At 45.5% G+C, this 23,862-nt stretch carries 21 protein-coding genes and 1 pseudogene; 12 read left to right on the top strand and 10 right to left on the bottom strand.

The genetic code is table 11. The features are described from left to right. The first annotated feature begins 57 nt into the window (after positions 1 to 57). The 5 genes from XMD564_RS08970 (at position 58) to XMD564_RS08950 (ending at position 3,246) form a co-directional block, all read left to right on the top strand. On the top strand, positions 58 to 651 hold the full coding sequence (locus tag XMD564_RS08970; protein ID WP_173508195.1) for an AAA family ATPase: 594 nt from the start codon (positions 58 to 60) through the stop codon (positions 649 to 651). Positions 652 to 724: 73 nt separating this feature from the next. Beyond that, entirely contained in the window at positions 725 to 1,069 is a 345-nt protein-coding gene (locus XMD564_RS08965) for an STAS domain-containing protein (protein ID WP_173482511.1), read from the top strand. 3 nt (positions 1,070 to 1,072) lie between these two features. Beyond that, on the top strand, positions 1,073 to 1,579 hold the full coding sequence (locus XMD564_RS08960; RefSeq protein ID WP_173508194.1) for a hypothetical protein: 507 nt from the start codon (positions 1,073 to 1,075) through the stop codon (positions 1,577 to 1,579). 8 nt (positions 1,580 to 1,587) lie between these two features. Then, the gene (locus tag XMD564_RS08955; RefSeq protein WP_173508193.1) at positions 1,588 to 2,070 is read left to right on the top strand and encodes an OmpA family protein; all 483 of its coding nucleotides are present in this window, start codon (positions 1,588 to 1,590) and stop codon (positions 2,068 to 2,070) included. Positions 2,071 to 2,082: 12 nt separating this feature from the next. Beyond that, on the top strand, positions 2,083 to 3,246 hold the full coding sequence (locus XMD564_RS08950; RefSeq protein WP_173508192.1) for a WecB/TagA/CpsF family glycosyltransferase: 1,164 nt from the start codon (positions 2,083 to 2,085) through the stop codon (positions 3,244 to 3,246). Here XMD564_RS08950 and XMD564_RS08945 read toward each other — a convergent pair. Continuing rightward, on the bottom strand, positions 3,191 to 3,664 hold the full coding sequence (locus tag XMD564_RS08945) for a hypothetical protein (protein WP_173508191.1): 474 nt from the start codon (positions 3,662 to 3,664) through the stop codon (positions 3,191 to 3,193). The two genes, XMD564_RS08950 and XMD564_RS08945, sit on opposite strands and share 56 nt — an antisense overlap. Positions 3,665 to 3,847: 183 nt before the next feature. Here XMD564_RS08945 and XMD564_RS08940 point away from each other — a divergent pair, with 183 nt between their 5' ends. Further along, on the top strand, positions 3,848 to 5,044 hold the full coding sequence (locus XMD564_RS08940) for a glycosyltransferase (protein WP_173508190.1): 1,197 nt from the start codon (positions 3,848 to 3,850) through the stop codon (positions 5,042 to 5,044). A gap of 8 nt (positions 5,045 to 5,052) precedes the next feature. Continuing rightward, positions 5,053 to 6,288, top strand: coding sequence for a hypothetical protein (locus XMD564_RS08935; RefSeq protein WP_173508189.1), 1,236 nt, complete (start codon positions 5,053 to 5,055; stop codon positions 6,286 to 6,288). A gap of 34 nt (positions 6,289 to 6,322) precedes the next feature. On the opposite strand, the gene XMD564_RS08930 is transcribed toward XMD564_RS08935, so the two are convergent. Continuing rightward, positions 6,323 to 7,306 (bottom strand): hypothetical protein, encoded by a 984-nt coding sequence (locus XMD564_RS08930; RefSeq protein WP_173508188.1) that lies wholly within the window; start codon positions 7,304 to 7,306, stop codon positions 6,323 to 6,325. 144 nt (positions 7,307 to 7,450) lie between these two features. Between XMD564_RS08930 and XMD564_RS11585 the strand changes: the two genes are divergently transcribed. Further along, positions 7,451 to 7,588 (top strand): hypothetical protein, encoded by a 138-nt coding sequence (locus XMD564_RS11585; protein ID WP_371731440.1) that lies wholly within the window; start codon positions 7,451 to 7,453, stop codon positions 7,586 to 7,588. A 389-nt stretch (positions 7,589 to 7,977) separates the two neighbouring features. Here XMD564_RS11585 and XMD564_RS08925 read toward each other — a convergent pair. From XMD564_RS08925 to XMD564_RS08905, 5 genes and pseudogenes are all read right to left on the bottom strand, one after another. Then, positions 7,978 to 9,810: pseudogene (locus XMD564_RS08925) on the bottom strand (SLBB domain-containing protein); the annotation flags it as partial. A 322-nt stretch (positions 9,811 to 10,132) separates the two neighbouring features. Next, complete coding sequence (locus XMD564_RS08920; protein ID WP_173508186.1) at positions 10,133 to 11,056, bottom strand: hypothetical protein; 924 nt, start codon at positions 11,054 to 11,056, stop codon at positions 10,133 to 10,135. Then, complete coding sequence (locus tag XMD564_RS08915) at positions 11,046 to 11,525, bottom strand: hypothetical protein (protein ID WP_173482521.1); 480 nt, start codon at positions 11,523 to 11,525, stop codon at positions 11,046 to 11,048. Before XMD564_RS08915 ends, XMD564_RS08920 begins: the two co-directional genes overlap by 11 nt. Positions 11,526 to 11,593: 68 nt before the next feature. Further along, positions 11,594 to 12,793, bottom strand: coding sequence for a glycosyltransferase family 4 protein (locus XMD564_RS08910; RefSeq protein WP_173508185.1), 1,200 nt, complete (start codon positions 12,791 to 12,793; stop codon positions 11,594 to 11,596). Between the two features lie 15 nt (positions 12,794 to 12,808). Continuing rightward, on the bottom strand, positions 12,809 to 14,071 hold the full coding sequence (locus XMD564_RS08905; RefSeq protein ID WP_173508184.1) for a lipopolysaccharide biosynthesis protein: 1,263 nt from the start codon (positions 14,069 to 14,071) through the stop codon (positions 12,809 to 12,811). A gap of 127 nt (positions 14,072 to 14,198) precedes the next feature. Between XMD564_RS08905 and XMD564_RS08900 the strand changes: the two genes are divergently transcribed. The 3 genes from XMD564_RS08900 to XMD564_RS08890 are packed head-to-tail and all read left to right on the top strand — an operon-like array spanning position 14,199 to position 17,804. Further along, positions 14,199 to 15,089, top strand: a complete 891-nt coding sequence (locus XMD564_RS08900; RefSeq protein WP_173508183.1) for a DUF6492 family protein — start codon at positions 14,199 to 14,201, stop codon at positions 15,087 to 15,089. A gap of 1 nt (position 15,090) precedes the next feature. Then, on the top strand, positions 15,091 to 16,491 hold the full coding sequence (locus tag XMD564_RS08895; RefSeq protein WP_173508182.1) for a sugar transferase: 1,401 nt from the start codon (positions 15,091 to 15,093) through the stop codon (positions 16,489 to 16,491). Then, positions 16,491 to 17,804 (top strand): hypothetical protein, encoded by a 1,314-nt coding sequence (locus XMD564_RS08890; RefSeq protein ID WP_173508181.1) that lies wholly within the window; start codon positions 16,491 to 16,493, stop codon positions 17,802 to 17,804. The genes XMD564_RS08895 and XMD564_RS08890 overlap by 1 nt, the downstream gene beginning before the upstream one ends. Before the next feature lie 83 nt (positions 17,805 to 17,887). Here XMD564_RS08890 and XMD564_RS08885 read toward each other — a convergent pair whose 3' ends face one another. The 3 genes from XMD564_RS08885 to XMD564_RS08875 form a co-directional block, all read right to left on the bottom strand. Next, complete coding sequence (locus tag XMD564_RS08885) at positions 17,888 to 19,060, bottom strand: nucleotide sugar dehydrogenase (RefSeq protein WP_173508180.1); 1,173 nt, start codon at positions 19,058 to 19,060, stop codon at positions 17,888 to 17,890. A 74-nt stretch (positions 19,061 to 19,134) separates the two neighbouring features. Further along, positions 19,135 to 20,532: a mannose-1-phosphate guanylyltransferase/mannose-6-phosphate isomerase gene (locus XMD564_RS08880; protein WP_173508179.1), complete on the bottom strand. Its 1,398-nt coding sequence runs from the start codon at positions 20,530 to 20,532 to the stop codon at positions 19,135 to 19,137. Between the two features lie 55 nt (positions 20,533 to 20,587). Next, on the bottom strand, positions 20,588 to 22,087 hold the full coding sequence (locus XMD564_RS08875) for a trehalase family glycosidase (protein WP_217364293.1): 1,500 nt from the start codon (positions 22,085 to 22,087) through the stop codon (positions 20,588 to 20,590). Positions 22,088 to 22,198: 111 nt separating this feature from the next. Here XMD564_RS08875 and XMD564_RS08870 point away from each other — a divergent pair, with 111 nt between their 5' ends. Continuing rightward, the gene (locus XMD564_RS08870; RefSeq protein WP_173483982.1) at positions 22,199 to 23,770 is read left to right on the top strand and encodes a bifunctional GNAT family N-acetyltransferase/carbon-nitrogen hydrolase family protein; all 1,572 of its coding nucleotides are present in this window, start codon (positions 22,199 to 22,201) and stop codon (positions 23,768 to 23,770) included. Positions 23,771 to 23,862 lie beyond the last annotated feature (92 nt).

Raw genomic sequence — 23,862 nt, 5'->3', positions numbered from 1 at the left:
CATTTCCTGCACTGATCTCTCTATAATCTGAGCACATTTTGAACCGATGGAATTGACGTGAAACCTCTTTTGATTGCCGTTGCAGGTGCTTCTGGATCTGGGAAAACCACCGTAGCTAACGCCCTGTTGCAGGGCATTCAATCACAGGGATTAACGGCCACGCTGTTTAGCCAGGACAATTTTTACAACCCTATTGGCCACCCGCTCAATAATTACGATGAGCCTCAAGCGCTAGAGCTTGATCTACTGGCCGAAAAATTACATGAGCTTAAACAGGGATTGGCAACTGAAATTCCAACCTATGACTTTGTCGTTCACAGACGCCAGAAAGAGACTTTGATCATTGAACCACTGGATGTGATTTTGGTTGAGGGGCTTTTTCTACTGTCACAACCGAATTTAGTCTCAGTCTTTGATGTCAAAATCTACTTAGATGTCCCTCAAGAGATCTGTTTCCAACGCCGTTTTGAACGAGATCAAATTGAACGAGGTCGAGAACCTGACGACATTCGTCGTCAATACAACGACCAAGTGCGACCTGGATTCGAACGTCACATTGCCCCATATTGCGATCAAGCCGATATTAGAATTGACGCCCTCCCCTCAGATGTAAAAAGTTTTATTAAAAATAGACTAAAACTGCCTCGATAATCGGAATAAAACCCTAAGTTGGCACACCTATTGCTAAGGATATATAGGTACATAATTAACTTAGGAGTTACCGATGAGTTTTACAGTCAGTTCTTACGATTCAGCTAACGTCGTTCACATGCCAGAGAAACTTACTATGGCTAATGCGAACAGTGTTAAACAGCAGCTTACCGAGATGATCGAAGAGGGAAAAACTAACCTTGTCATCGATTTGGCGGGCATGAGTTTTACCGATTCAAGTGGTTTAGCCGTGCTTGTTGCTGTCTACAAAAACATTCAAAAATTGGGTGGTTCAGCGGTGATCTTGTCGCCTCAACCAGCAGTGCAATCTCTGCTAGAACTGACACGCCTGCAAGAGCTATTCGAGATCTATCAAGATCCGAATGCTGCCATTGAGCGAGTCAGCAAAGCGGCTTAACCAATGTACGAAGCCCTTCGAGAACACCTAGACTCCGCCGTGCTTACATTGGCGGAGTCAAAAGGATCAGAGCTGCCCAATGCACTTATTGAGTCGCGCATCACCTCAATCATCTTCTATAAGGCGGCCATTGAGTTGATTGAACGGTTCAATAACGGACAGATAAACATCCTGGACAAACTTCCAGAAAATGTCCGACGTTCGCTCCTTACGCCCAACTGCATGATGAGTTATGAGCACTGGCTAGATGCCATTTCTAATCTGCATATTGAGCTAGAGAAGGTCTACTACAGTGATGCCCATTTAACGCACGAAACACTAGCAGATATACATCGAAATGCGATCGATATTGAGCAGTTTGTACTCAGTGCGCCCTTTAACGGCAGAGCCAACCTGTTGATGCCGGGTTTAATAAAACGGGACCAGAAACTTAAATGTTTAGCAGCACCCTTTTTAGTCTTTAAGAGGCTAGGTTTACTGACTCCGTTGAAATCGATTGTGAACGGATAGGAGTGATCATGAAAAAATATGACGGCATCATGCTGGGGTCATTGGTCAGCTTACTCCTGTCTGGTTGCAGCCAACAACCGATACAAAACGAAAGCGAGACGATCTATTTTTCGCACTCGTTGCCGAATATCGCCACGCCCTTACAGCCTCAACCAGTAGTCAACATTGTGCTACCGATCATCTACTTCGCCAACGACAGTTATGAAGTGACGCCAACTGAGAGGGTCAAACTCAAAGAGTTTGTTGAGACACTGGGTGAGCAGCGTCCGTCAATCATTTTGAATGGACATACCGATTGGAATCGCAGTGACCAATACAACGATCAGTTGGGGCTCAATCGATCCGAGTCTGTCTTACTAACATTGGTTGATATTGGCTACCCAGCTGAAAAACTGGCCACAGCCTCCATGGGCGAATCCCAACCCGTTGCAGATAATCAAACCGAACAGGGCCGTCAACTGAATAGACGAGTCACCTTGTCACTATTCTAATAGAGCCAAATCATGACACGAGAAGAAGCGATTGCACGTGATCTAAAGCGCAATGTATGGACAGTCATGGGGCTGCCGTTTGACTGCACAACAGAGCAAGAGACGACAGATCATCTGATTGATGCGATGCTAAAAGAGGAGCGCTGTTTCTTCACTACACCGAACCTAAATTTTGCAATCACTGCACAAAATGATTCGCAATTTAGGGATTCAGTGATCAACTCAGATTGGGTGGTCGCGGATGGTATGCCGCTTATCTGGATTGCAAAAACTCTAGGGATTCCTTTGCCGGAACGCGTCGCTGGCTCTTCAGTGTTTGAAAGGGTTAGGCAAGAGTATAAAAACCCAGATCGCCCTATCCGAGTGGTCTTTTTCGGCGGCCCTGATGGAACCGCAGCTGAAGCGTTTAAAAAGATCGCGGTAGATAACAGCAGCATGGAAGTCGTTGGTTTTTACAGCCCCGGCTTTGGATCCATGGATGAGATGAGCGACCCAGAGGTCATAAAACAGATCAATCAGACAGATGCGGATCTATTAATTGTTGCGTTAGGGGCAAAACGAGGCCAGCAATGGATCGAACTAAACCGTCACGAACTGGAAGTACCGGTCATTTCACACCTCGGTGCGGTCATCAATTTTGTCGCAGGAACGGTTAACAGAGCCCCTCTTTGGATTCAACGCAGCGGTTTAGAGTGGTTATGGCGTATATGGGAGGAGACGAGTCTATTTAAGCGGTATTGGCATGATGGTCGTGCCTTTATTTGGCAATACTTCACCAAAATACGCCCCTATAAAAACCTAATGCAGAAGCAGTCTCAATTACCTCAAATACCCTTGGAGTTTAGTTTTCTAAACGACTCAAACACCCTACAGATATCGGGTGATGCAGTGCACAGAAACCTATCAGATCTTAGAAGTGCATTAATTGAGTTAATTGAAGAGGAGAGAATCAAGGTCATCGACCTAAAAGGCCTATCCCGGCTGGATGGTTCATTCATCGCCCTGCTACAACTGGTGCAAAAGCAGATCAATATAAGCGGTCACAGCTTGACGCTTATAAACCTTGACTCAGTTCATCTGCAACAGTTTGAGTACGCTTGTGTATCTGATCAATTCACAATTATTCAACATCCAAGCCCAGTGGATGACGTTTCACTAGCGCCCACTCAATCATAGAGATCAGCAACACCAGTGCAGTTGAGACAAGATAAACATTCACGACCATCTCAAGATGAGTAAAAGGGTCTTTCTCCTGTAAAAACTCTACCAATAAGATCACTGCGGCAATCCCAACTCCGGGCAACCAAGAGTAGGCTAGATTTCTAAGCAGTCGATAGAGTCTGAACCGAACTATCTTCTTAGAGGGGTTTATCAGGGCAAAGCAGAGGTAATAACTGAATGTGTGGAACGCGCCAACACTGAGCATCAGTAGGCCAAGGTAATCCAGATAGTAGGTTTCATAAATTGCCTTCCCTACAACGAATTCGATGCCAAAAAAGATAAGCAACAGCATCACCGATCTCATTAAGTATTCAACAATCAGCACAACGACCAATGGCTGATTCTTCAACTCACCAGCCTCCGCTTTTTCCATAGTCTGTAGATTAGACGCTCGAGGTGGTCCGATGACAGATAGATATCCTAGAATGAATAAAATTTTCGACAGAGCTCTCATCTAATTCCTCTCTATGTGGCACACAAATTGCTTTAACTAGCTGGGTGCAAACCCATTACTTGCCAAGTGATAAGCAATTTACAGGCCAACTTGAGAAATATTATGAGTAAACAGACACTGTTAATGATCAGCATAGAGCTTCCCTACCCCGCTAATAGCGGTGGTCGGGTCAAGAGTTGGAATATGCTGAAGTACCTAACCAACCACTACTCTGTTGCCCTGGCCTGCCCACTTAAATATGGGGAAGAACATCTAACTGAATTTTCGCAGTCTGTAGATCTAGAGGAGTTACTCTACGAAAAGGTTGAAGAACCCCGTTCGCCCAAAAACCTGGTTAAGAGCTATCTGAAAGCGATCCCTCTTAATGTCTTAAGGTCAGGCTCAAAAAAACTGAAAGAGCGTATTGCAGAGATCGCGAACGATTACGAAATCATATTGATTGATCACTACGAAGCAGCTCAATACATACCCAACCATTTCAGAGGCAAAGTAATATTTCATGCTCATAACGCCACCTACCTAATGTGGGATCGTTATGGCAAAGAGGGTAATAATTGGGTTATGCGTACCATCGCAAATTGCGAAGCCAAACGCGTTGCAAAGTTTGAATCTGATATCTGTCGTCGCTCTGATCTATTTTTTGCTTCACCCAACGATATAGACAATCTCTCCAAAATTGGAGCTGATACCAATATAGCAAGAGAGACCTACCACCTTGGGGATGACACACAACTTGCTCTCCCTAGCATCAGATTTGAAGAGACAGAGAAGCGACTTCTCTATGTAGGCACACTCAGTTGGGAAGCCAATGTTGATGGCTTACTCTGGTTTATTGATCATGTGTGGCCAGAGATAAAGGCCAACAATCCCAACCTGATTCTAGACATCGCCGGTGGTAACCCTGCAAAACGTCTTGTCGACAGAGTTGCACAGATCCAAGACATTCACTTGCTAGGCTTTGTCGATGACCTAGAGCCACTGTTCAAACGCTCCCGTGTGTTTGTTGCACCACTCACATTTGGTTCAGGCATTAAAGTCAAAGTGCTCAACTCAATGTGCAGAGGACTTCCCATATCAACCACATCGGTGGGTGCCGAAGGTATTGATGCGGACCACTTAACCCACCTATGCATAGACGATTCCGCTGCAGATATGGCGAACTCAATTGATCGCTTGCTGCATGATCAAAGGCTATGGGAGACACTGGAACAAAAGAGTCGTGAGCGGGTACGTGAAAAGTACACCTGGGATAAGGTTCTAGGTTTCATGGTCAACGAAATTAACCTGCTATCGGCTTAATCGACCCCGTGTTCATCTCGACTCGAGCCCTTATCACCTTTGCACTGGCTGTCATCTTCTATACAGCGTTTAAGGGTGCCTATTACTTTATGGCCAATAGATTGCAGGAGGTCGGTTTTCTCCTAACCTTTATTCTATTTGGCTACTCTGCACTGGTTGCAGCACTGAACGTTAAAGAGCAAAACCTTCGATGGAGTTTTTGGGTGTTCACCACCCTGCTATTTGTGGCCTACACCTTTGTGCTGCCGGCCTATCAATTCTCTGTGAATGCTGGTGTATCAATGCTACCTAGCATGATGGCATCACGTGAATTTCTGATTGTGTTTATCGCCCCTACGCTCTACTTTTTGTACCGAATTGGTTACAAAGTTGAAGACATTAATAGAGTCGTTCTGTTGGTGTTTGCTGCCATTGTTTTTAGTTATGTATTTCACTATTTCCGTATCGATCTTGAAGCTGCATACAACTCCTCTGACCCAACGATAAAAGGGATGACAACGCATGACGAGCATCGAGGATATCGATTAAAAGCGCCTCAGGTAGCTCTATTTCTAACGACCATAATTTCAGCCTATCTAATGGTGACCTCCGAAAGCTTAAGAGCAAAATTGGGTTGGGGCATCACATTTTGTGTTTCCGTTTGGATATGGTCCATTATTCAAGCAAGAGCACCAACGGCAATGATGATTCTGGGTGTTCTTCTCTATCACCTATGGTTTGCAAGAAAGCCACGCATGGGATTGCTTTTCCTGGGTATGGCTCTAATCATTCCGCTTTATACACTGGCTATTCAACAATATTTTGCCGTTATGGAAGGGGCCGATGATGGTGTTCGCTATCGCTCCTACATGATTGCTCTTAACACTGTGATGGACCATCCATTTTTTGGATATGGTCAACAAAGTGCAGCGACAATCACAGAGCAAGAGATCTTTTGGTATAAGTTCTACAGCTCAGATCTCGGCTTAATAGGCGTGGCATTTAAATTTGGCATAACGGGTGCTTTGCTCTATCTGGCACTGATGATCTATACACTCAAGAAAGCAGTGACTACCAACTGGTTAATTATTCATCATACGGGTAAAGCCAATATATTTTTTGTTGCATCCATTGCGAAACTAATTACCGATATTTTCAACTCTTTACTGTCCGTGCACTATGTTTATATCCATGGTCTAGCCCATGCATCAATAATCATTGCCCTGAGTGTCATCTATAGACTCGAGTATCAGAATCACAGATAAACACTATAGAAACTGGCGAATGCATAGTGAGTCACTATTGATCAATCCACTCCTCGAAAGTCTGAGATGAAAACTCATCAACAGAATTGGGATTTGATTGTACCTTTCCAACTCTGGCTTTGTATTCCAAAAGTGCAGCGTTCATTTTTCTTAGAATGACGAGCCCAATTACAAAGAAGAGGCCTAAAAATAGCACCCCTACGAAAGCTAATACGGTCCACTTTTTTCGGCTCGGGTATGACTTGTAAAGCGGTGGATTAGCAGGCTGTATCATCTCAAAAGGATAATTCTCTCGAGCATGGATCATCGATTCGACGCCCAACTGTGCTTCTAATAAACGATAAATAGAACGTTGCACTTCGATATTATTTACCTCAGTCAGACGGCGTTCTAAATAGTCACGACGAGAATTCATTGTCTCTACAGAGCGCTGTTTAATAAACGCATTAAAATCAGCAAGGTAGTGATTAACAATCTCTGCAGAATAATCGGATGAGTGAGTGGTCGCATAAACGGTCAAGAGACCACTTTTTTCATCATGAGAGTGGCCAACGTGCTCTTCCCTAAAAATCTTAGTGGCAACTCGATAATCTGGAACAAACCCCTCACGAAATGAGGCAGACTCTGCATTCCATTCGTTGGGAAACAACATCGGCAGCAGTCCGCGCTTATCAATAAAATACTTTGTAAACTCAAAGCTATTTAACTTAGCTAACAAGCGATCAAGTTCATTACTAGGTGCAACATCAATAATGAAGTCGTGCTCTAATAATCCTAAAGCATCGCTACCTCGATAGCTTTCTGGGGCTACACCACCTGGATTTTCATTGATATTCACAGCCGCGATTCCTGATGCGGTAAACTTATCATCCACAAACTTTGATAAACCAAAGACCGCAGCTGCTGCAAAAATGGCCGCGATCAACAGACGATATTTCGATCGGAGTACAGCGTCTAAATACTCTAAAAGATCCACCTGTTGATCGATATGAATAGGTGGTTCATTTGTGTTCTTCATAATTAATTACCCTTAAAAAGATAACTGACGCTTGAGGCTGATAAGGTCAATTTATAGAACAGATCCACCCAAGATTGTGTGAACTCTCGACCATTGATTCGATCGACACTCAAAGGAACATAGATAGTAGACCCTGGTGTCACTTTGACGTTTGAAGCGCTACCTAACCAGCCCCAACTCGATGCTTTAGAACGAACACTCATCACCTCTCCATTAGCTTGTACCACAAAAGCATGCTCATGCTGCGCTAACTCTTTCATACCACCGCTTAGATTGATGTAGTCCAATGAGGCTCTATCTTTTCGATATTTATGTGACGTTGGAAAATAGACCTGACCGACGACAGAGACCTCATCTTGGTATTTTGGAACCCTAATGCGATCTCCAGACTCTAGAACCACATCAGACAGCTCTGAGCAGTTTTTAACAGCGGCCTCCATATCAACCACCATACGTCCTACTGCACGCTTAGGAGCCAGTTGCTTGATGATTTTCAAAGTTTCCTCTGCGCCGTTGTTTTCGGGCTGTTTATCCTGTTTTTGGTAACCTGGTGAAAGGTGTACATCCGCTAACAGATCATCAAGCTCGCCCATCATGCGATCCAGTGCCTGTTGTTCACGAATGCGAACAGATTCACGGGTGAATACCGTACCAAACAGATAAGCGTCCTCTGTAAAGCCACCCGCTCTCTGCAGCAAACCACAGAGTGTTTCACGCTTATCAACGGTGTATGTGCCCGGGAATAGAACTTCACCTTCAATGGTCACCTCTTTACGGTTACTGATCCATTCAGGTTTTTGTCTGATGACCAGATGATCAGAGGGTAACAAGACGGTTGTTAAATCTTCGGATATACCTTCTCTCTGAGTTAATGAGACATCGTATTGATCTATGCGTGAATAATCGCCCTTGATAATTGAGCGACGGGCTAGCGTCGCCTCTGAGTTAAATGCTTGCTCTTTTAAGCCACCTGCAGCAACCACAAGATCCTCAATACGCATTCCAGCCACTAAGGGGTAGAGGCCAGGCGCACGAACGGATCCGCTCACTTTAACCACTTGTGTAGGCGTATTGATCGAAGCTTGTTGGCGAAGTTTCTCAAGTAGACCTTTTAAAATCTCAGATCGGTTACTGTCACGGCCAAACAGGAAGACTTCATCCCCTGCTTTCAATTTAGGATTGTATCGATTGTCTGTTAAATCCAATGCCGTCACATCCACCTTTAAGCTGTCAGCATCGGTGCGCGACAAAATCACATAGGAACGGTCACTACCTACCTGGAAGCCACCGGCATACTCAATCAAATCGGTTAGGCGCATCTCATTGGCGATTGGATAGGTTCCGCCATGACGAACGAATCCTTTAATCCGAACCAGAGGTGAAAGCTCTGATGCAGACGCCTCGCGCTCCATTCTCTCAACCAGATTATTGAGTTGATCTGCACGCTGATCGTGCGTATTGAATACGACAATTCGATCTCGCGCCTGCAGAGTCAGATTATCTTCTGAAAATGGGTTAGAGAGTGCGTTACCTAAATTAAAATAGAGTACTTCTGTTCTCTTGCTGACAGGATTTTCTCTCTCTACCAGTGCGGTTGATAAGTCAGCGCCCTGTTTAAGGGTGGCAACATCCTTAATCAGATCAGTGACTTTAATACCGCTTCGCCACTGCATTGCACCGGGTTTAAGCAGATGACCATCAAGCAACACAACATTTTCAACACGATCTATCACAGGTAGCACCTTAACCAGATCGCCATTGATCAGACGAATATCCCCACCCTGCTTTGTCATATCAGCAGAGATCAACTCATAGGACTCGCTTGAACCTATACGTTCTATCATAACGGTGCTTTTGGCAGCCGTCGGTAACAGTCCACCAGCTAGTTTGAGCAAATCGGTAACGCTCTGTTCTTCCTCGATTTCGTAAATTGCTGGTCGATGCACTTCTCCCGCAATACCTGCCGTCATTCCGATAGGTTTGATAAAGATGATGTCGCCTTGGCGCAGATAAGCATTTCCGCTGTCATCACCCCGTAGAAGCAGATCATAGAGGTCAAAATCTGCAACAACCCGCCCCTGACGCTTCACCTGAATGGAGCGCAGTGAGCCGGTTCGTTTAATACCCCCAGCCTGAATCAACGTATTCAGTAGAGAACTCATACCACTCACCGTGTAGGTGCCTGGTTGATTGACTTCACCAACCATTAGTATCTGAATAGAGTGAAGTTCAGCCAGTGTGACGATGGTTTTTACACCGACTCGGACGCGATCTATGGACTCTTTGATTAACAGTTTAGCGTCTGAAAAGTTGAGACCCGCAACTTGAATGGCGCCAATTTCTGGAACCAGGATTTGACCCTCACGAGTGACGACAAGTCGATACTCCAAATCGGTCACACTGAAAATCTGCAGCACAAAGGTATCACCTGGCCCAATGATGTAATCTTCAGGAACAGGAATACCTGCAACGGGTGCAAAGGTTGTGGCAAGCGTAGTGAACATGTCATAGCCAAATTGCTCAAGCGAAGGCTGAGTTTTCAAATCGCGGCTTTTCTCCGTTAACTCAACCGGCTTCAGCGTCTCTGCAATCTTTTTCTCTATCTCAGAAGGCTCTTGTAACTCATCGATGATTAAGCTTTTCACAACCCCCAAAGGGACCTCCTCTAAGGGTAAGTCCTGACCGGTTGGAGCCGCATTAATCGCTGCTTGACGCTGCTGACGCTCGGGCAGTGAATTGGCCGACGCGTTATTGACCGTGAATGCCATTAACAGACAGAGAGCGCTCAGAACAGAGCTACTCGTGTTAAACATATTCATTACCCTCTTACTCATCAGCAAACTTCTCGCAACCGTTAAAGTTGACCAGCGCATTTAAAGCGGTGCTTGGACACTGATCTTTGTAATCAAACACACCATCGCCATCACTATCTTTAGGTCCTTTATAGAGCACTCTCTCAACAAAATGCGCCATGTGTTCAGGCGGCATTATTTTGTCTGCAGCACTTGAAAAACCACAGTCTCCGATCTGATCTATAAGCGATCTTGATAAAGAGTTACTGATTCCAATCAAATAGATACAACTGCCTTTTAACTCTTTTTGCGACATCCATTTAGGCGTTTTTGATTGAATAAGGTGGCCTTCTGGGTAGCGATATGCCTGACGCAATCGATTAATGGCATTGACTAAATTTTCATCAACGACACTCCAATCCGTCAGAATCACTATCGTTTGAAAACCCCTCACCTGTGCAGACTGTTGATGTAAAGCGTTTAGCAGAGAGATCAAATCCTCAGCGACGAACTGAAATTGCTCACTATCTAATTGATAAGGATCAATCTTAGAGAGTGGCTTAAAGTTGAAGTCCGAGGAGAATTGCGCCAGGTCATTGGCAGCTAGCAAACGGCTTTCAAGTTTTGTCTTGGGTGCCGTTACCAGAAAACGACGCACGACCTCTTCGGCATAATCTGTACTGGGCACACCTCGATACTCTTTACCCTTTAGGGTTGTCCAGTCAGCAATCAGGGTAAATTGGTCAGCTCTTCTCTCAAGCTGAAGTTGATTAACCCGCGGCTCAATATTGAGTGGATCAAAAATATGCAGTGAGCGTTTATTCAATGAAGTGTTGTATTCGTCAATCGACGTTAACAGTGTTCTCTCTGGTACATCGATGGTTCGTTCAAAACCAGAACAACCCGCTAAAAACAGCGTTGTTATCGGTAACAAAAGCTTCAGTAGATCACTTTTCATTTGACGTTCCTTTGACACCTAACAGGTCCTTAGCCTCCTGAAACAGATCAAAAGGCAGATAATCACTAAGATGAGAATTGGGCATCAAATCGATACCAGCAAAGCTTTTGATTAGATAGAGAGCTGCAGCCAATACAATCAGAGCGGTCATCATTAAACTGCCAGACACCAGCAGGTAGACAGTTCGTCGTAAACCAATGGGCAAACGCTCGATCCGGTTCAACTCTAAATTGTGTGTTTTACGTCTTCGATCACGACCTGCAAACAGAACGAGATAGTAGGCTCTAAAAAAAAGCGGGAGTCGAATGCGGATATCTAGACTGTGTCGTGTTTCGGTGGACTGAGCGACCAGTGCCGACCTGACGTCGTTGAGTTGTTCAACACTGAGACTAGAGAGAGTTTTATGAGGAATTCGACTGATCGTAAAATCAGCAAATACTTCACTACTCTCTCGGGTTTTATCCTGCACACTGCTACCTAATCATTAATTCTCAGATAGCAATAAGCAAAAACCTTGCCAGTTTTACAAAGTGCAAATCAAATAGCCTGATAGAGTTCACTGTATTTAGAGAGCATTTCTCGGTTAGAGTAATTTTTTGCTTGTTCTAAACAGTGCCTAGAGAGTGTTTCGTAATCCAACTGACCAAAGGTTTGCAGTGCTGATTCAAACTCTGATTGGCTGTTAATATCTATGACAAGACCTGTCTCCCCCTGCCTGACCAGTTCGAGCAATCCACCAGCCCCATGAACCATTACCGGTATGCCATGGGCATAGGCCTCAATAACAACACGCCCCATAGGCTCATACCATAAGGAGGGAACAATCAGCACATCGATCTCTGCAAAAAAATCAGCAGGTTTAGTAAATCCTCTGTAATCAATGGCAGGATCACTATTCAGTTGTGACTCAATCCTTTTCTCACCGGTTCCGGCAAAAACGAAACGGTAATCACCCCCTTCAGGTAATTGTTTCACGCGATCAACCAACTGCATTACACCCTTGTCGTACTCCATACGACCAATGTAACCAAAGACTTTCGCCTCACTTGACCGAGGACATTGTGACTGTTCTTCAAAATTGTCATTAGGGGAGATGCTGTTATAGATAACTCGCTGATGACTCTTCTTAAAGTAACCGTCTTCAGTGTGGCTATTTAAGATGAAATTGCTAATCCCTACGATGCCATCGACTCGCTCAGATCCCCACTTTTTTGGCATCGAATAGCATTTACACTCTTTGCAAATTGCTTCGCAATTTATCTCATTTTTTCTTCTCGACTCTCGATGACACTGTATGTAGTAATCCCGCAAGGTATGAACGACCTTGCAGCCTCGTTGCTTAGCAATCTTCCAAACCAATACACTGATTCCTTTAAGATTGTTGGTATGTACAATGTCTGGATGAAATTGATCAATGACGGACAAAATATCTTTTCGATAACGAAAATTACTAAGATCCAGAAGACGCTGTGCAAGCTTCTGAGCAACACGTTTAACTTTGTTGGGTGTTTCTAGCGTTACGAAAGGCCAGTAGATGTTTCTATCTGGGAAGTAGAAGGCTGTTACGCCATTTTCTAAACGCCGAGAACCAACCAAGCTGGGATCTTTCACGATACTGGCTACTGCCACCTCATAACCCATGGAGACTAGGCCATCCGCTAAGTTATAAACGGACTGTTCAGCACCTCCCAGTTTGGTAGGAAAGAAGACAGAATTAAACAGCAGAATTTTCATCATTGGGTTCCTGTTAAATCAACTACAGCGTTTGGATTTTTGGTAGACAAACAGGATTAAAGTCCCGTAGAGAAAACCGTTAGCAATGCTTAAATAGATGATCGATTGAAGGGGGCTTTGTTCTAACACGCCAAGGTAGATGGCTAACACCCGAACAGAGAGTGAAACGATCTCATGAGCAAGCAGATGAGCTTGCAGACCTAGAACGGGAACTGATGCAATGGCAGGTCTTGAGGCCAGCATCATCAATAACCACAGGGCAATCCATTGTGCAAATTCTCCCGACGTTTTCCACTCTTCGCCGTAAAGCAGAGTGAAAATGCTAGGCCCAAGTAGAGCGATGAAACCAAAAGGAAATATGCCCAATAAGAATAAATTTCTCGTCGTTCTATTAAGAAGTGCGGTGATAGTCTGTTTTTGCTCTACCCTATCAACAACCTCTTTGTAGAAGACGTCCCCTACACTTTTCCCCAACAAGGTTGCAGGTACAGTCAACAGCGCGAAGGCGATGGTGTAATAACCTGCAGCCGCTGATCCGAACGCCCAGGCAAACATCAACGTAGGCGCAGCCAACGAGACTGAGTTTAATAACACCTGTGGTGCGCGATAGATTGGAAAATCGGAATAGCGTTTGAGCAAATCACGATAGGAATCTTTAGTGACATACTCAGTGGATAGACCAGATCGCTTCGCTAGATAGAGGTTTTGAATCATCATACCCAGGGTATAAAAGACCACTAACCATCCACCGGTGGCTTTAATCAAACCCATCAAGGTTTGACTCATTCCAATAAACAGCGCCCGAATGTTGAGTGATTTTGCCAGATTAGAGAACCCCTTAACTCTAATCTGCCACTGTTCATTAACCTGGAATATCGCAGCAATAAAAATAGCCACAGGTAGTAGCCAACCCAAACCAATAAGGGACTCGGCATTTATTAACGTCAGGACCTCTTTTTCAAAGATCAGCAAACTTATGAGTAGAGTGGTCGAGAGAGATAAACTTATAAACAGTGATAGCTTAGCCAATTTCCAGGCCTCGGCATCGCTTTTCGCCAGCACGATAGACATAGGTAAGGTCAGAGCAATGGCAGGTGCAAACATATAAATCGAAGAGGTGAAAACACCTAAATATCCATACTGTTCAGGACCATACAGACGTGTAATGACCAATGAAAATAGGAGCGTTAAAGCATTAGACAGCGCCGTGCCACTGGCCAGCACCAGTATATTTTTTAAAAAAGCATCCTTATTAAGAAAGTGCTTAAGTCGAGAAATCATCAGTCGTAAACCCAAACATTGATCGATTGAACCTCTACAGCATATTTCGTGCCAATGTATTCATATAAATGAATATAAGTTGGCACGATTAATGCTAATCACCAGTAAATGCATACTGGAGTGAATAATGAGTTCAAACTCTCAATCTGATCAACTGGCGCTTATCACCTGTTCGTATGGTCCGGACTTGGATCGTTGTAAACGATTGTGTGAATCGGTGGATAGATTCGTTGATTCAATCTACGAACATGTCTTGATTGTTCCTAAACGTGATCTCAAAAAGTTTTTAACGCTCGCAAACGAGCGACGCAGAGTAGTCAGTGTTGAATCTGTCGTACCAGACTCATTTATTCAAATCCCATTTTCGAACAAGTGGTGGTTGGGGGCTTGGGGTTTTCCAACACGCGGTTGGGTCATGCAACAGATTACAAAACTAAGCGCAGGCTTCTCCACTAAGGCTAAAACCTTAATGTTTGTGGACTCAGATCTACAATTCATACGCCCGCTTGACCTCACTTTAATTGAACAGTCAGGACGCACACGTCTGCACTCTATTCCAGGGGATATGGACTACGGTGTTCACCTTAAATGGCATGCGAAAGCTGGAGAATTGCTCGGCTGCGACACAGCATATGCGGGTTCTGATTACGTTGGACAGTTGATCACATGGGATCGAGAGACGTTGATGGCTATGTTAAGGGACATTAGCAGAGAATCCGGTACTCACTGGACGAGAGCGATTGCGCGCTCTTTGACTGTGTCTGAGTACATTCTGTACGGCATGTATGTGACACGAGTGCTCGGTATCGACCGATCAAACCACTACGAAACAAGCAAAGATCTTTGTCACTGTTGCTGGGATTCTGAGGCCGCTAAGGCAGTTTCCAATGGAACCGCCAAAGTTGACCCATCGGCTATCGCCGTTCTAATTCAATCAAATTTAAGCTTCACAACGGATGAAGAGGCCGAATTGATTAAGAAGGCATCAAACATTTCAAACGCAAAGGTTGGTGCATGATATGCAGATATTAGAATCAATCACTCCAATCAATGAATCAGATTTTCGTCAGTACATTGAACTCTCACTTCGCCAAAGCAGTGGCAGTCAAACAGTCTCTTTCATTGACGCTGCAGGGCTTTCAATGGCGAATGAGCAGGCAGATCTCAAGCAGGCATTTTCATCAGTGGATCTGCTCATCCCTCGCGGGCGTGGTATCAATGTATCAATGAACCTTATTAATCGTGGACAAATGCCGTCAGCAAACAGCTCATCACTCTATCGAGAGCTACTGCTATCACTTGAAGCGTTTGAAAAACCGGTGATTTTGTTCACAGACAATAAAAAAGCCGCGCATAAAACAGAGCTCGAGATTACTAAACTTTACCCTAACCTAAATCTCCAGATCACTATTTGCGATACACAATACGATAAAAGCACACAATGGTTTTTAGATAAGATCAAAGAGAAAAACCCAAGCTCGGTACTATTCGCTCTCGATACTCCCCTTCAAGAGCGTTTAATGTCTCGAGTAAAATCAAAGTGTGAAGTACCTCTGTTGGTCACTTTGGGGCATCCACTGTTTGATGCTATTTTTGAGGTGAGTGAGGGCTTTAACTTATCTCGCCTAAGACACAGCGTCCTCTTCTCTCCAATGCGATTTTTTAAAACCTTCGTAGGAACGCTTTATCAAATCCCTAACAGTGACGAGAAACGAAACTCACGTATCAATACGATTTTAAGACAGTGGGGATGGTCAACCCGCATTAAGCGCCTATCAATACGAACCAAGTCATCTCTGTGGCTATTGCGATGCAAAATGCAAAGCATTTTAAAACGATCTATTGACTTATTAGGCGCCGGTTTGGGGCTGCTATTTCTATTACCGCTGTTGATTCCTGTTGCTCTAGGAATAAAAGTCACTTCGCCAGGACCTCTCTTTTACTCTCAAGTCCGGGTAGGACACCGAGGCAAGCTGTTCAGAATGTGGAAGTTCCGTTCAATGTATATAGACGCCGATGCACGCAAAGCGGCACTAATGGAACAGAATGAATCATCGGATGGTGTCATTTTCAAAATGAAAAAAGACCCTCGCATTACTCCAATAGGTCGCATCATTCGTCGACTCAGTATTGATGAGCTACCACAACTCTATAACGTGTTGATCGGTGATATGTCGCTGGTAGGCCCAAGACCCGCTCTAGAAGCTGAAGTCGCTCAGTACCCGGTGCTAGCCCGTGCTCGTTTGGAAGCTATGCCGGGTTTAACAGGTCTGTGGCAAATCTCAGGTCGATCAGACCTCCCCTTTGATAAGCAGGTTCTTTTGGACACTGCCTATGTTAACCAGCAATCAGCAATGAATGATGTAAAGCTGATCGCTAAAACCATACCTGCTGTAGTTAGCGGTAAAGGAGCCTACTAATGACCATTGAACGTGCCATTCTTTTCGCTGATCGAAAAGGGAAAGAGCTAACTCCTCTCAATGATCGCTACCCTATCTGTTTGCTACCCATTGCTGGTAAAACCCCCCTAGAGTTCTGGCTTGAGCAGCTCTGTGATATGGGTGTTAAAGAGGTAGATATTGTGATCAATCAGTTCGCTGATCTGATTAAAAAAGCGGTACCCAATGGTGATCATTGGGGGCTAAAACTTAACTACCATTTATCAACCGGTGAAGAGCCACCTCTCACTTTTTGGAGTAGGATGCATTTTTCGTCCACAGGTAAAATGATTGCTGCACGTGCCGATGTTTTGCCCGCCAAAACAGATCAGGGAGTGATTAGTAATCTATTAACGCTGGACTCTGACTCGGTTGAACAACTAAACGCCCTAGAGTGGAGTCGAAGTGAAGATAGACAGAGTGATTCCTACTCACTCGCGTCACTGGATGCATACGTAAAAGCCTATTTTGCTCTGCTAAACGGCGATTATTATGGCCTAGTTCCTAGGGGGTTGCGTGCAGACGATGACAAATGGCTAGCGACACCCACCTTCAGTTCAAGTCGCTCAGACCCAATTGAAGGACCTCTCTACATCGGCAGGGATGTAATGATTGATCAGAACGCAACCTTATCGCAAACCGCGGTTGAGGCAGGCTCTATGGTCGATAAAGGTGCTCAACTGAATCGAGCCATTGTATTTCCAGGTACCTATGTTGGACAGGACGTCAGTTTAACCGACTCAATTGCGATGGGTAGTTTACTGGTCGACTTGAAACACCAGAGTGTTATACAGATTGCAGATCCTGCATTAATTAGCCCGATCATACCCAGCAGTTCACTGGTTAAAACGAATACCAGCGAACGATTAGTGGCATCTATGCTTATGATCTTATCAGCACCCGTCGCATTGCCACTGGCATTAATTACTCAAAAATCGGGGGTTTTAAATAGAGAAGATCAGCTCTCAAACCGAGGATCTCGTCTACACCCGCTCTGGTTTACCAAACTCAACTTCACATCAAATATTGGTTGGGTAAAACGTTGGCCTGAACTTTTAGGGGTGATCGATGGGGATCTAAAGCTATTTGGAAGCGAGTATGAGTCCATCGAAGATGAGCGTCCCATAACAGACCTTCCAATTTCACAGGGTCTGTTTACTCCTCAATCGGTGTTTAAAAATCAATCACTCGATGAGTTTGAACGACAACTTTGGGGGTTAGAGCTGGCGAACGAGAAGCTTGGTCCTTTTCGACTCTTTGCAAGAGCCATCAAAGTTAGCTTAAAGAATATCTAAATAGGACCACTCTTTAACCGGTCCAGTAACAACAAAAAAGGTGGCGAGCTATTTAGCTGGCCACCTTTTTTATTAGTTAAAAACTAACTGTCGCTATTGAATATATCGCGAGTAAAGACTTTATCAAGAACGTCTTCTAACTCCTCATCCATCCGGTTACAGACGATCACATCAGCATCCGCTTTGAATGCATCCAAGTCTTTGTAAACGATGGAGTTGAAGAACAGATCCTCTTCAAGCACTGGCTCGTAAACAACGACCACAATGCCTTTTGCCTTCAGGCGCTTCATCACCCCCTGAATGGCCGATGCGCGGAAGTTATCTGATCCAGACTTCATCACAAGACGGTAGAGCCCGACAATCTTAGGATTACGCTTAAGAATAGAGTCCGCAATAAAATCTTTACGGGTGGTGTTGGACTGAACAATCGCACCAATCAAATTACTGGGCACGTCGTTGTAGTTAGCCAGTAGCTGTTTGGTATCTTTTGGCAGACAGTAACCACCGTAACCAAAACTTGGGTTGTTGTAGTGCGTGCCGATACGCGGGTCTAACCCTACCCCTTCTATGATCTGTCGCGTATCCAAGCCGTGTGACAGGGCATAGGTGTCCAACTCATTGAAATAGGCCACACGCATTGCAAGGTAGGTATTGGCAAAGAGTTTGATCGCCTCAGCTTCGGTACTACCGGTGAATAGTGTGTCGATATCCTCTTTAAGAGCCCCCTCAACGAGCATTGCAGCAAACTTCTCTGCACGCTCAGAGCGCTCACCTACCACGATACGTGATGGGTATAGGTTGTCGTAAAGCGCCTTACCTTCACGTAAGAACTCTGGTGAAAAGATAATATTCGCTGAATTGAACTCTTCACGCAGATTTCGAGTGTATCCGACAGGAATGGTTGATTTAATGACGATCGTCGCTTCAGGGTTAATGCGAATAACATCTGAAATCACCGCTTCAACCGAGCGAGTATTGAAGAAGTTAGTCACCGGATCGTAATCGGTCGGTGTCGCAACAATGACGTATTCAGCACCTGCATACGCCGTTTCAGGATCCCTCGTCGCAACCAGGTTTAACGTTTTTTCGGCTAAATAGTGTTCAAGCTCAGTATCTTCAATAGGCGCTTTACGGTCATTGACCAGTGCTACCCTATTCTCATCAAGATCTATGGCTGTCACTTCATTATGTTGAGCCAAAAGAACGGCGTTGGACATGCCCACATAACCTAGGCCTGCAACCGCTATCTTTGTCATATAAAAATCCTAATCGTTAAGTCTGTCTCTCTGCTAGTAACTAGCTAGAGTCACACACTCAAATTACAAATGCGTTAAGAACGACCGTAGAGGTCCTCAAAACGGACAATATCATCTTCACCTAGGTAAGAGCCTGACTGTACTTCAATCAACTCCAGTGGAATCTTGCCCGGATTCTCTAACCAGTGAACACAGCCTACCGGGAGATAGACCGACTCATTCTCGGTTAGCATGATCTCTTCATCATCACGCCCGACACGTGCCGTTCCCGAAACAACAATCCAGTGCTCAGCACGGTGGTGGTGCATCTGAACCGAGAGTTTATTACCCGGCTTCACGGTAATGCGCTTTACTTGGTAGCGTTCGCCGTTATCAATGGAGTCGTATTTACCCCATGGACGGTAGACTTCACGGTGTAGCTCATACTCACTGCGACCTCCAGCTTTTAAGCGCTCAACGATCTTTTTAACGTCTTGAACCTGATCTTTGCCTGCTACTAGCACGGCGTCTTTGGTTTCGACCACGACAATGTCTTTAACACCGACAGTCGCAACCAATTTACTGGTCGATTTGATCAGGGAGTCTTGGGTGTTGTGGGTCATGACATCACCACTGACGGCATTACCGTCGCCATCTTTAGGGGTAACTTCCCAAAGCGATGACCAGGCACCTACGTCATTCCAACCAGCATCCATTGGCACGACTACAACATTGTCGGCTTTCTCCATCACCGCATAGTCGATCGACTCATCAGGGCAGGCCTTGAACGCCTCTTCATTGATGCGCACGAAATCTAGATCAGGGGTTAGGGTCTCTAATGAAGCAGTACAAGCATCTAGGATATCTGGGCGGTGTTTACCCAACTCTTCGATGTAACGTGACGCTTTGAACAGGAACATACCGCTGTTCCAGTAGTAATCACCCGAATCGACGTAGGCTTGCGCACGCTCAAGATCCGGCTTCTCAACGAACTCCGCCACTTGATAGCCTTCTGCTTCAGCAGCGCCTCGACGAATGTAACCATAGCCGGTTTCAGGACCCGTGGCGACAATACCAAAAGTCACTAAAGCACCCACTTCAGCAAGGGGTTTGGCTCTGTTCACTTGCTGCTGGAAAACCTCGACATTCTCAATGACATGATCCGCCGCTAACACCAGTAGCAAAGGGTCATCTTCGGTAGTCAGTGCCTGCAGTGCAGCCAATGCAATGGCCGGTGCCGTATTGCGACCGACTGGCTCCAATAGAATATCGGCCTGGGCATCCATCGCACGCATCTGTTCTGCAACGATGAAGCGGTGCTCCTCATTACAGATCACCAACGGCTTTCCATCGCTGATACCGTCCACACGTGAAGCCGTTGTCTGCAGCATGGTTTGTTGGCCTGCCAAGGCTAGAAACTGTTTCGGATAGAGGGAGCGAGACAGTGGCCATAAACGTGAACCGGAGCCACCGGCCATAATTACAGTTTTCATTTAATCCATTCCTTTTATGATCTATCCAAAACACTAAGCAATGATTGTGCCAAAATTAAGTCTCCATTGCGCGCTTTAGTGCCAAATAAGTCCCATTCGTCCAACCGAAACCATCTTGAACGGCATATTCACCGCCACCGGCGATCTCACCGGGTGTGACTACATTGTACTTCTCCAACATTTTGCCCGTTTGGCTAAAGACTAGCTCTAGGGTGCTCAGCCAGCGTTTAGCGCCCTCTTCTGCCAACTCATCAAACTGGTAATGTTTTAAACCTTGGAAACAGATCCACTGCAAAGGGGCCCAGCCATTCGGCGAGTCCCACTGTTCTCCCGACTCAACATTGGTCGTTACCCAACCGCCCGGTTTTAAAAACTCTTCATTTAACTTAGCAACGACGCAAGCGGCTCTCTGTGGTGATGCAATACCTGCAAATAGCGGGAAACTCATCGCCAGTGACTGATGGTCTCTCAGTTTAAACCCATCTAGGTCCAAATCGACATAACAACCAAGGTCGTCATTAAAGAAGTAGTATTCAATCGCATCGGTACGCTGATTAGCCAACTGCTCATAGTGGCTGGACAGTTCTGGTAAACCTTTGATCGACGCTGCTTTTGCAATGACTCTCTCTACCATGACCAATAGCGAGTTAAGATCCACAGGAATAATGTTTGACGTTGAGATGGAACCGAGATCCTCACCATTGAACCATCGAGATGAGAAGTCCCAACCCGATTCAGCCCCCGCTCTTAGATCTCGATACAGGGTCTCTTCATCCCTATCAGAAGCCTTAGCAAGCGACTCATCCTCTCTGAAGCTCTCCTGACGCGGTGTGGCGGCGTCATCCCAGTAGCGGTTCAATGGCCCTTTTTCGGTCATAACAACACGACGATTGGATTCACCAACAGAGAGTTTTGCAGCGCCATCCATCCAGAAGAGAAGATGCTCACGCATCATATGGGGTAGAAATTCAGCCAATACCGATTCATCGGTTTGATTCGCTAGCAGATCGACCATCAAAGCAAAAAACGGTGGCTGACTTCGTGTGGCAAAGTAGCTTCGGTTGCCGTTGGGTATAAAACCGAGTGTCTCGATAAGATGTGCAAAGTTCTCCACCATATGGCGAACAGTTTCCACGTCACCTGACTCTACTAAACCCAGCTGGGTGAAGTAGCTATCCCAGTAGTAGATCTCATTAAATCGCCCACCCGGCACGATGTAGGGATTAGGCAGTGGGATACAACTACTGCCCTCGACATGCTGATCAGACGGGCGCTTGAGCAGAGTCCAGAGCTGTTCGATGTGCTCATGAGGATTGATACTCCCCCGCTCTGATGCCGATGACTCAAGGGTTTCTCGCTTAAAGAAACGTGGAATAAAGTCAGCCAGCTCAAACCCCACTTCACTCTTACACTCTATGAATGCTTGGTTTATTTCATCAGCTGAGGCCCTAGGCACTAAATCAACAAAGGTTTTAGAGTCAGGAAAAAGGCCTGAACGTTGAACGGCAAGAAAGAGTTCCGGAAACATAGCGTCCGGTGGGGTTGGCAATGACACAGTATCCCTCCAATAATCACAAACGCCATTGTAAATAAAACTTCGAGAAAACCCATAACAGGTCTATGCTTAAGTTATCTAAACAGTGCTTAATTTGTTCGAGAGACCTTTATGAGCTACGAAAACCCAAAAGATCTTCAACTGAAACTGCGCAACCTAACCCTGGACGATCTAGATCAACTGGTCGAATTGATGGATCGGGTCTACGACGATCTTGGGGGCAGCTGGCCAAAAGAGTCCCTAGCTCTGCTTCTAAAACAGTTTCCTGAAGGGCAAATTGTCATTGAAGATCGCGGCACCATTGTGGCTGGCGCGCTCTCTGTTCAATGTGCTTATAACCGCTTCACTAGAGCCCACACCTACGACGATTTGATCGGTCGACGTGAGACCTTCCAACACGACAAGAAAGGCGATGCACTCTACGGTTTGGATCTGTTTGTACACCCAGACTATCGTGAATATCGACTAGGCCGAAGGTTATATGATGCTCGAAAAGAGATCTGTATCCAATTGAATTTACGGTCAATTTTAGCGGGTGGGCGCATCATAAACTACTACAAGCACGCTGAAGAGATGACGCCTAAAGAGTACATCGAAGCGGTGCGCAAACGTGAGGCTTATGACCCCATTCTAAGTTTCCAGTTTGCTAACCACTTTGAAGTGAAACGTATTCTTCGAAACTACCTGCCAGAGGATGAGCGATCTAAAGGGTTCGCGACTCTGCTGGAGTGGATCAACATCGATTACGAACCAGAAGATGAGTCTCTGCAAGCCGAAAACTTCAGAAAACGATCCGTTCGCGTCAGCGCCATACAGTGGCAGATGCGCACCACAGAATCCTTTGAACACTGGTTAACCCAGGTTGAGTACTTTGTCGACTCTATGGCCGACTACACGGCCGACTTCATTATGTTCCCAGAGTTCTTTAACGCCCCGCTCATGGGGCTCGGCAATCAAGAGAATCAATATGAGGCGATCAGATTCCTAGCAGGCTATGCCGAGAGAACCATTGAAGCGATCTCTGGCTTTGCCGTCGCTTATAACATCAACATCATCTCGGGCAGCATCCCGGTACTGGAAGGTGACACTCTCTACAACAATACCTACTTATGCCGTCGTGATGGCAGCATAGAGGTGCAACCGAAGCTCCACATCACACCGCACGAGCGTCGTGACTGGGTCATTGAGGGTGGTGACACACTGCAGGCCTTTGATACTGATGCGGGTCGTATCGGTATTCTGATCTGTTACGACGTTGAATTTCCTGAGTTGGGTCGACTGTTGCGTGATGAGGGCATCGACATTCTTTTTGTCCCTTTCTGGACAGATACAAAGAACGGATTTCTTAGAGTACAGCGATGTGCACAGGCGCGCGCTATTGAGAATGAGATCTATGTTGTCATCGGAGGCAGTGTCGGCAACCTACCGCAGGTACACAATGTCGATATCCAATATGCTCAGTCGGCTGTCTATTCGCCGTCTGATTTCGCCTTCCCGCATGATGCTATCATCGCGGAGAGTACACCTAATACTGAGATGGCACTGATAGCCGATTTAAACTTGGATTCGTTGTACGACGTCAGGGAGAAAGGGTCAGTGACCAACGGAAAGGACCGTCGAACCGACCTCTACTCTTTGGTGTTGCGGAAAAAAGCGACCGATGCGCTGAAAGAGAGTGAATAAACTTGTTGGAGCATCGCGGCCTTTTCAAGACCGCTCCAACATGCCAACCTTATTGTAGGAGCTAGCCCAAAGGGCGAAGCGACCTGTTGGAG

Origin of the sequence: Marinobacterium sp. xm-d-564, from assembly GCF_013283345.1 — a bacterium.
Lineage (GTDB): Bacteria > Pseudomonadota > Gammaproteobacteria > Pseudomonadales > Balneatricaceae > Marinobacterium_E.
Note: the sequence above shows the minus strand (reverse complement) of the source record. Positions and strands in the feature narration are given on the sequence as shown.

Bases quoted from the DNA above. Each gene is read 5' to 3' on its own strand.
- XMD564_RS08965 (WP_173482511.1), top strand. From the start codon at position 725: ATGAGTTTTACAGTCAGTTCTTACGATTCAGCTAACGTCGTTCACATG.
- XMD564_RS08960 (WP_173508194.1), top strand. From the start codon at position 1,073: ATGTACGAAGCCCTTCGAGAACACCTAGACTCCGCCGTGCTTACATTG.
- XMD564_RS08955 (WP_173508193.1), top strand. From the start codon at position 1,588: ATGAAAAAATATGACGGCATCATGCTGGGGTCATTGGTCAGCTTACTC.
- XMD564_RS08950 (WP_173508192.1), top strand. From the start codon at position 2,083: ATGACACGAGAAGAAGCGATTGCACGTGATCTAAAGCGCAATGTATGG.
- XMD564_RS08945 (WP_173508191.1), bottom strand. From the start codon at position 3,664: ATGGAAAAAGCGGAGGCTGGTGAGTTGAAGAATCAGCCATTGGTCGTT.
- XMD564_RS08940 (WP_173508190.1), top strand. From the start codon at position 3,848: ATGAGTAAACAGACACTGTTAATGATCAGCATAGAGCTTCCCTACCCC.
- XMD564_RS08930 (WP_173508188.1), bottom strand. From the start codon at position 7,306: ATGAAGAACACAAATGAACCACCTATTCATATCGATCAACAGGTGGAT.
- XMD564_RS08920 (WP_173508186.1), bottom strand. From the start codon at position 11,056: ATGAAAAGTGATCTACTGAAGCTTTTGTTACCGATAACAACGCTGTTT.
- XMD564_RS08910 (WP_173508185.1), bottom strand. From the start codon at position 12,793: ATGATGAAAATTCTGCTGTTTAATTCTGTCTTCTTTCCTACCAAACTG.
- XMD564_RS08905 (WP_173508184.1), bottom strand. From the start codon at position 14,071: ATGATTTCTCGACTTAAGCACTTTCTTAATAAGGATGCTTTTTTAAAA.
- XMD564_RS08900 (WP_173508183.1), top strand. From the start codon at position 14,199: ATGAGTTCAAACTCTCAATCTGATCAACTGGCGCTTATCACCTGTTCG.
- XMD564_RS08895 (WP_173508182.1), top strand. From the start codon at position 15,091: ATGCAGATATTAGAATCAATCACTCCAATCAATGAATCAGATTTTCGT.
- XMD564_RS08890 (WP_173508181.1), top strand. From the start codon at position 16,491: ATGACCATTGAACGTGCCATTCTTTTCGCTGATCGAAAAGGGAAAGAG.
- XMD564_RS08885 (WP_173508180.1), bottom strand. From the start codon at position 19,060: ATGACAAAGATAGCGGTTGCAGGCCTAGGTTATGTGGGCATGTCCAAC.
- XMD564_RS08880 (WP_173508179.1), bottom strand. From the start codon at position 20,532: ATGAAAACTGTAATTATGGCCGGTGGCTCCGGTTCACGTTTATGGCCA.
- XMD564_RS08870 (WP_173483982.1), top strand. From the start codon at position 22,199: ATGAGCTACGAAAACCCAAAAGATCTTCAACTGAAACTGCGCAACCTA.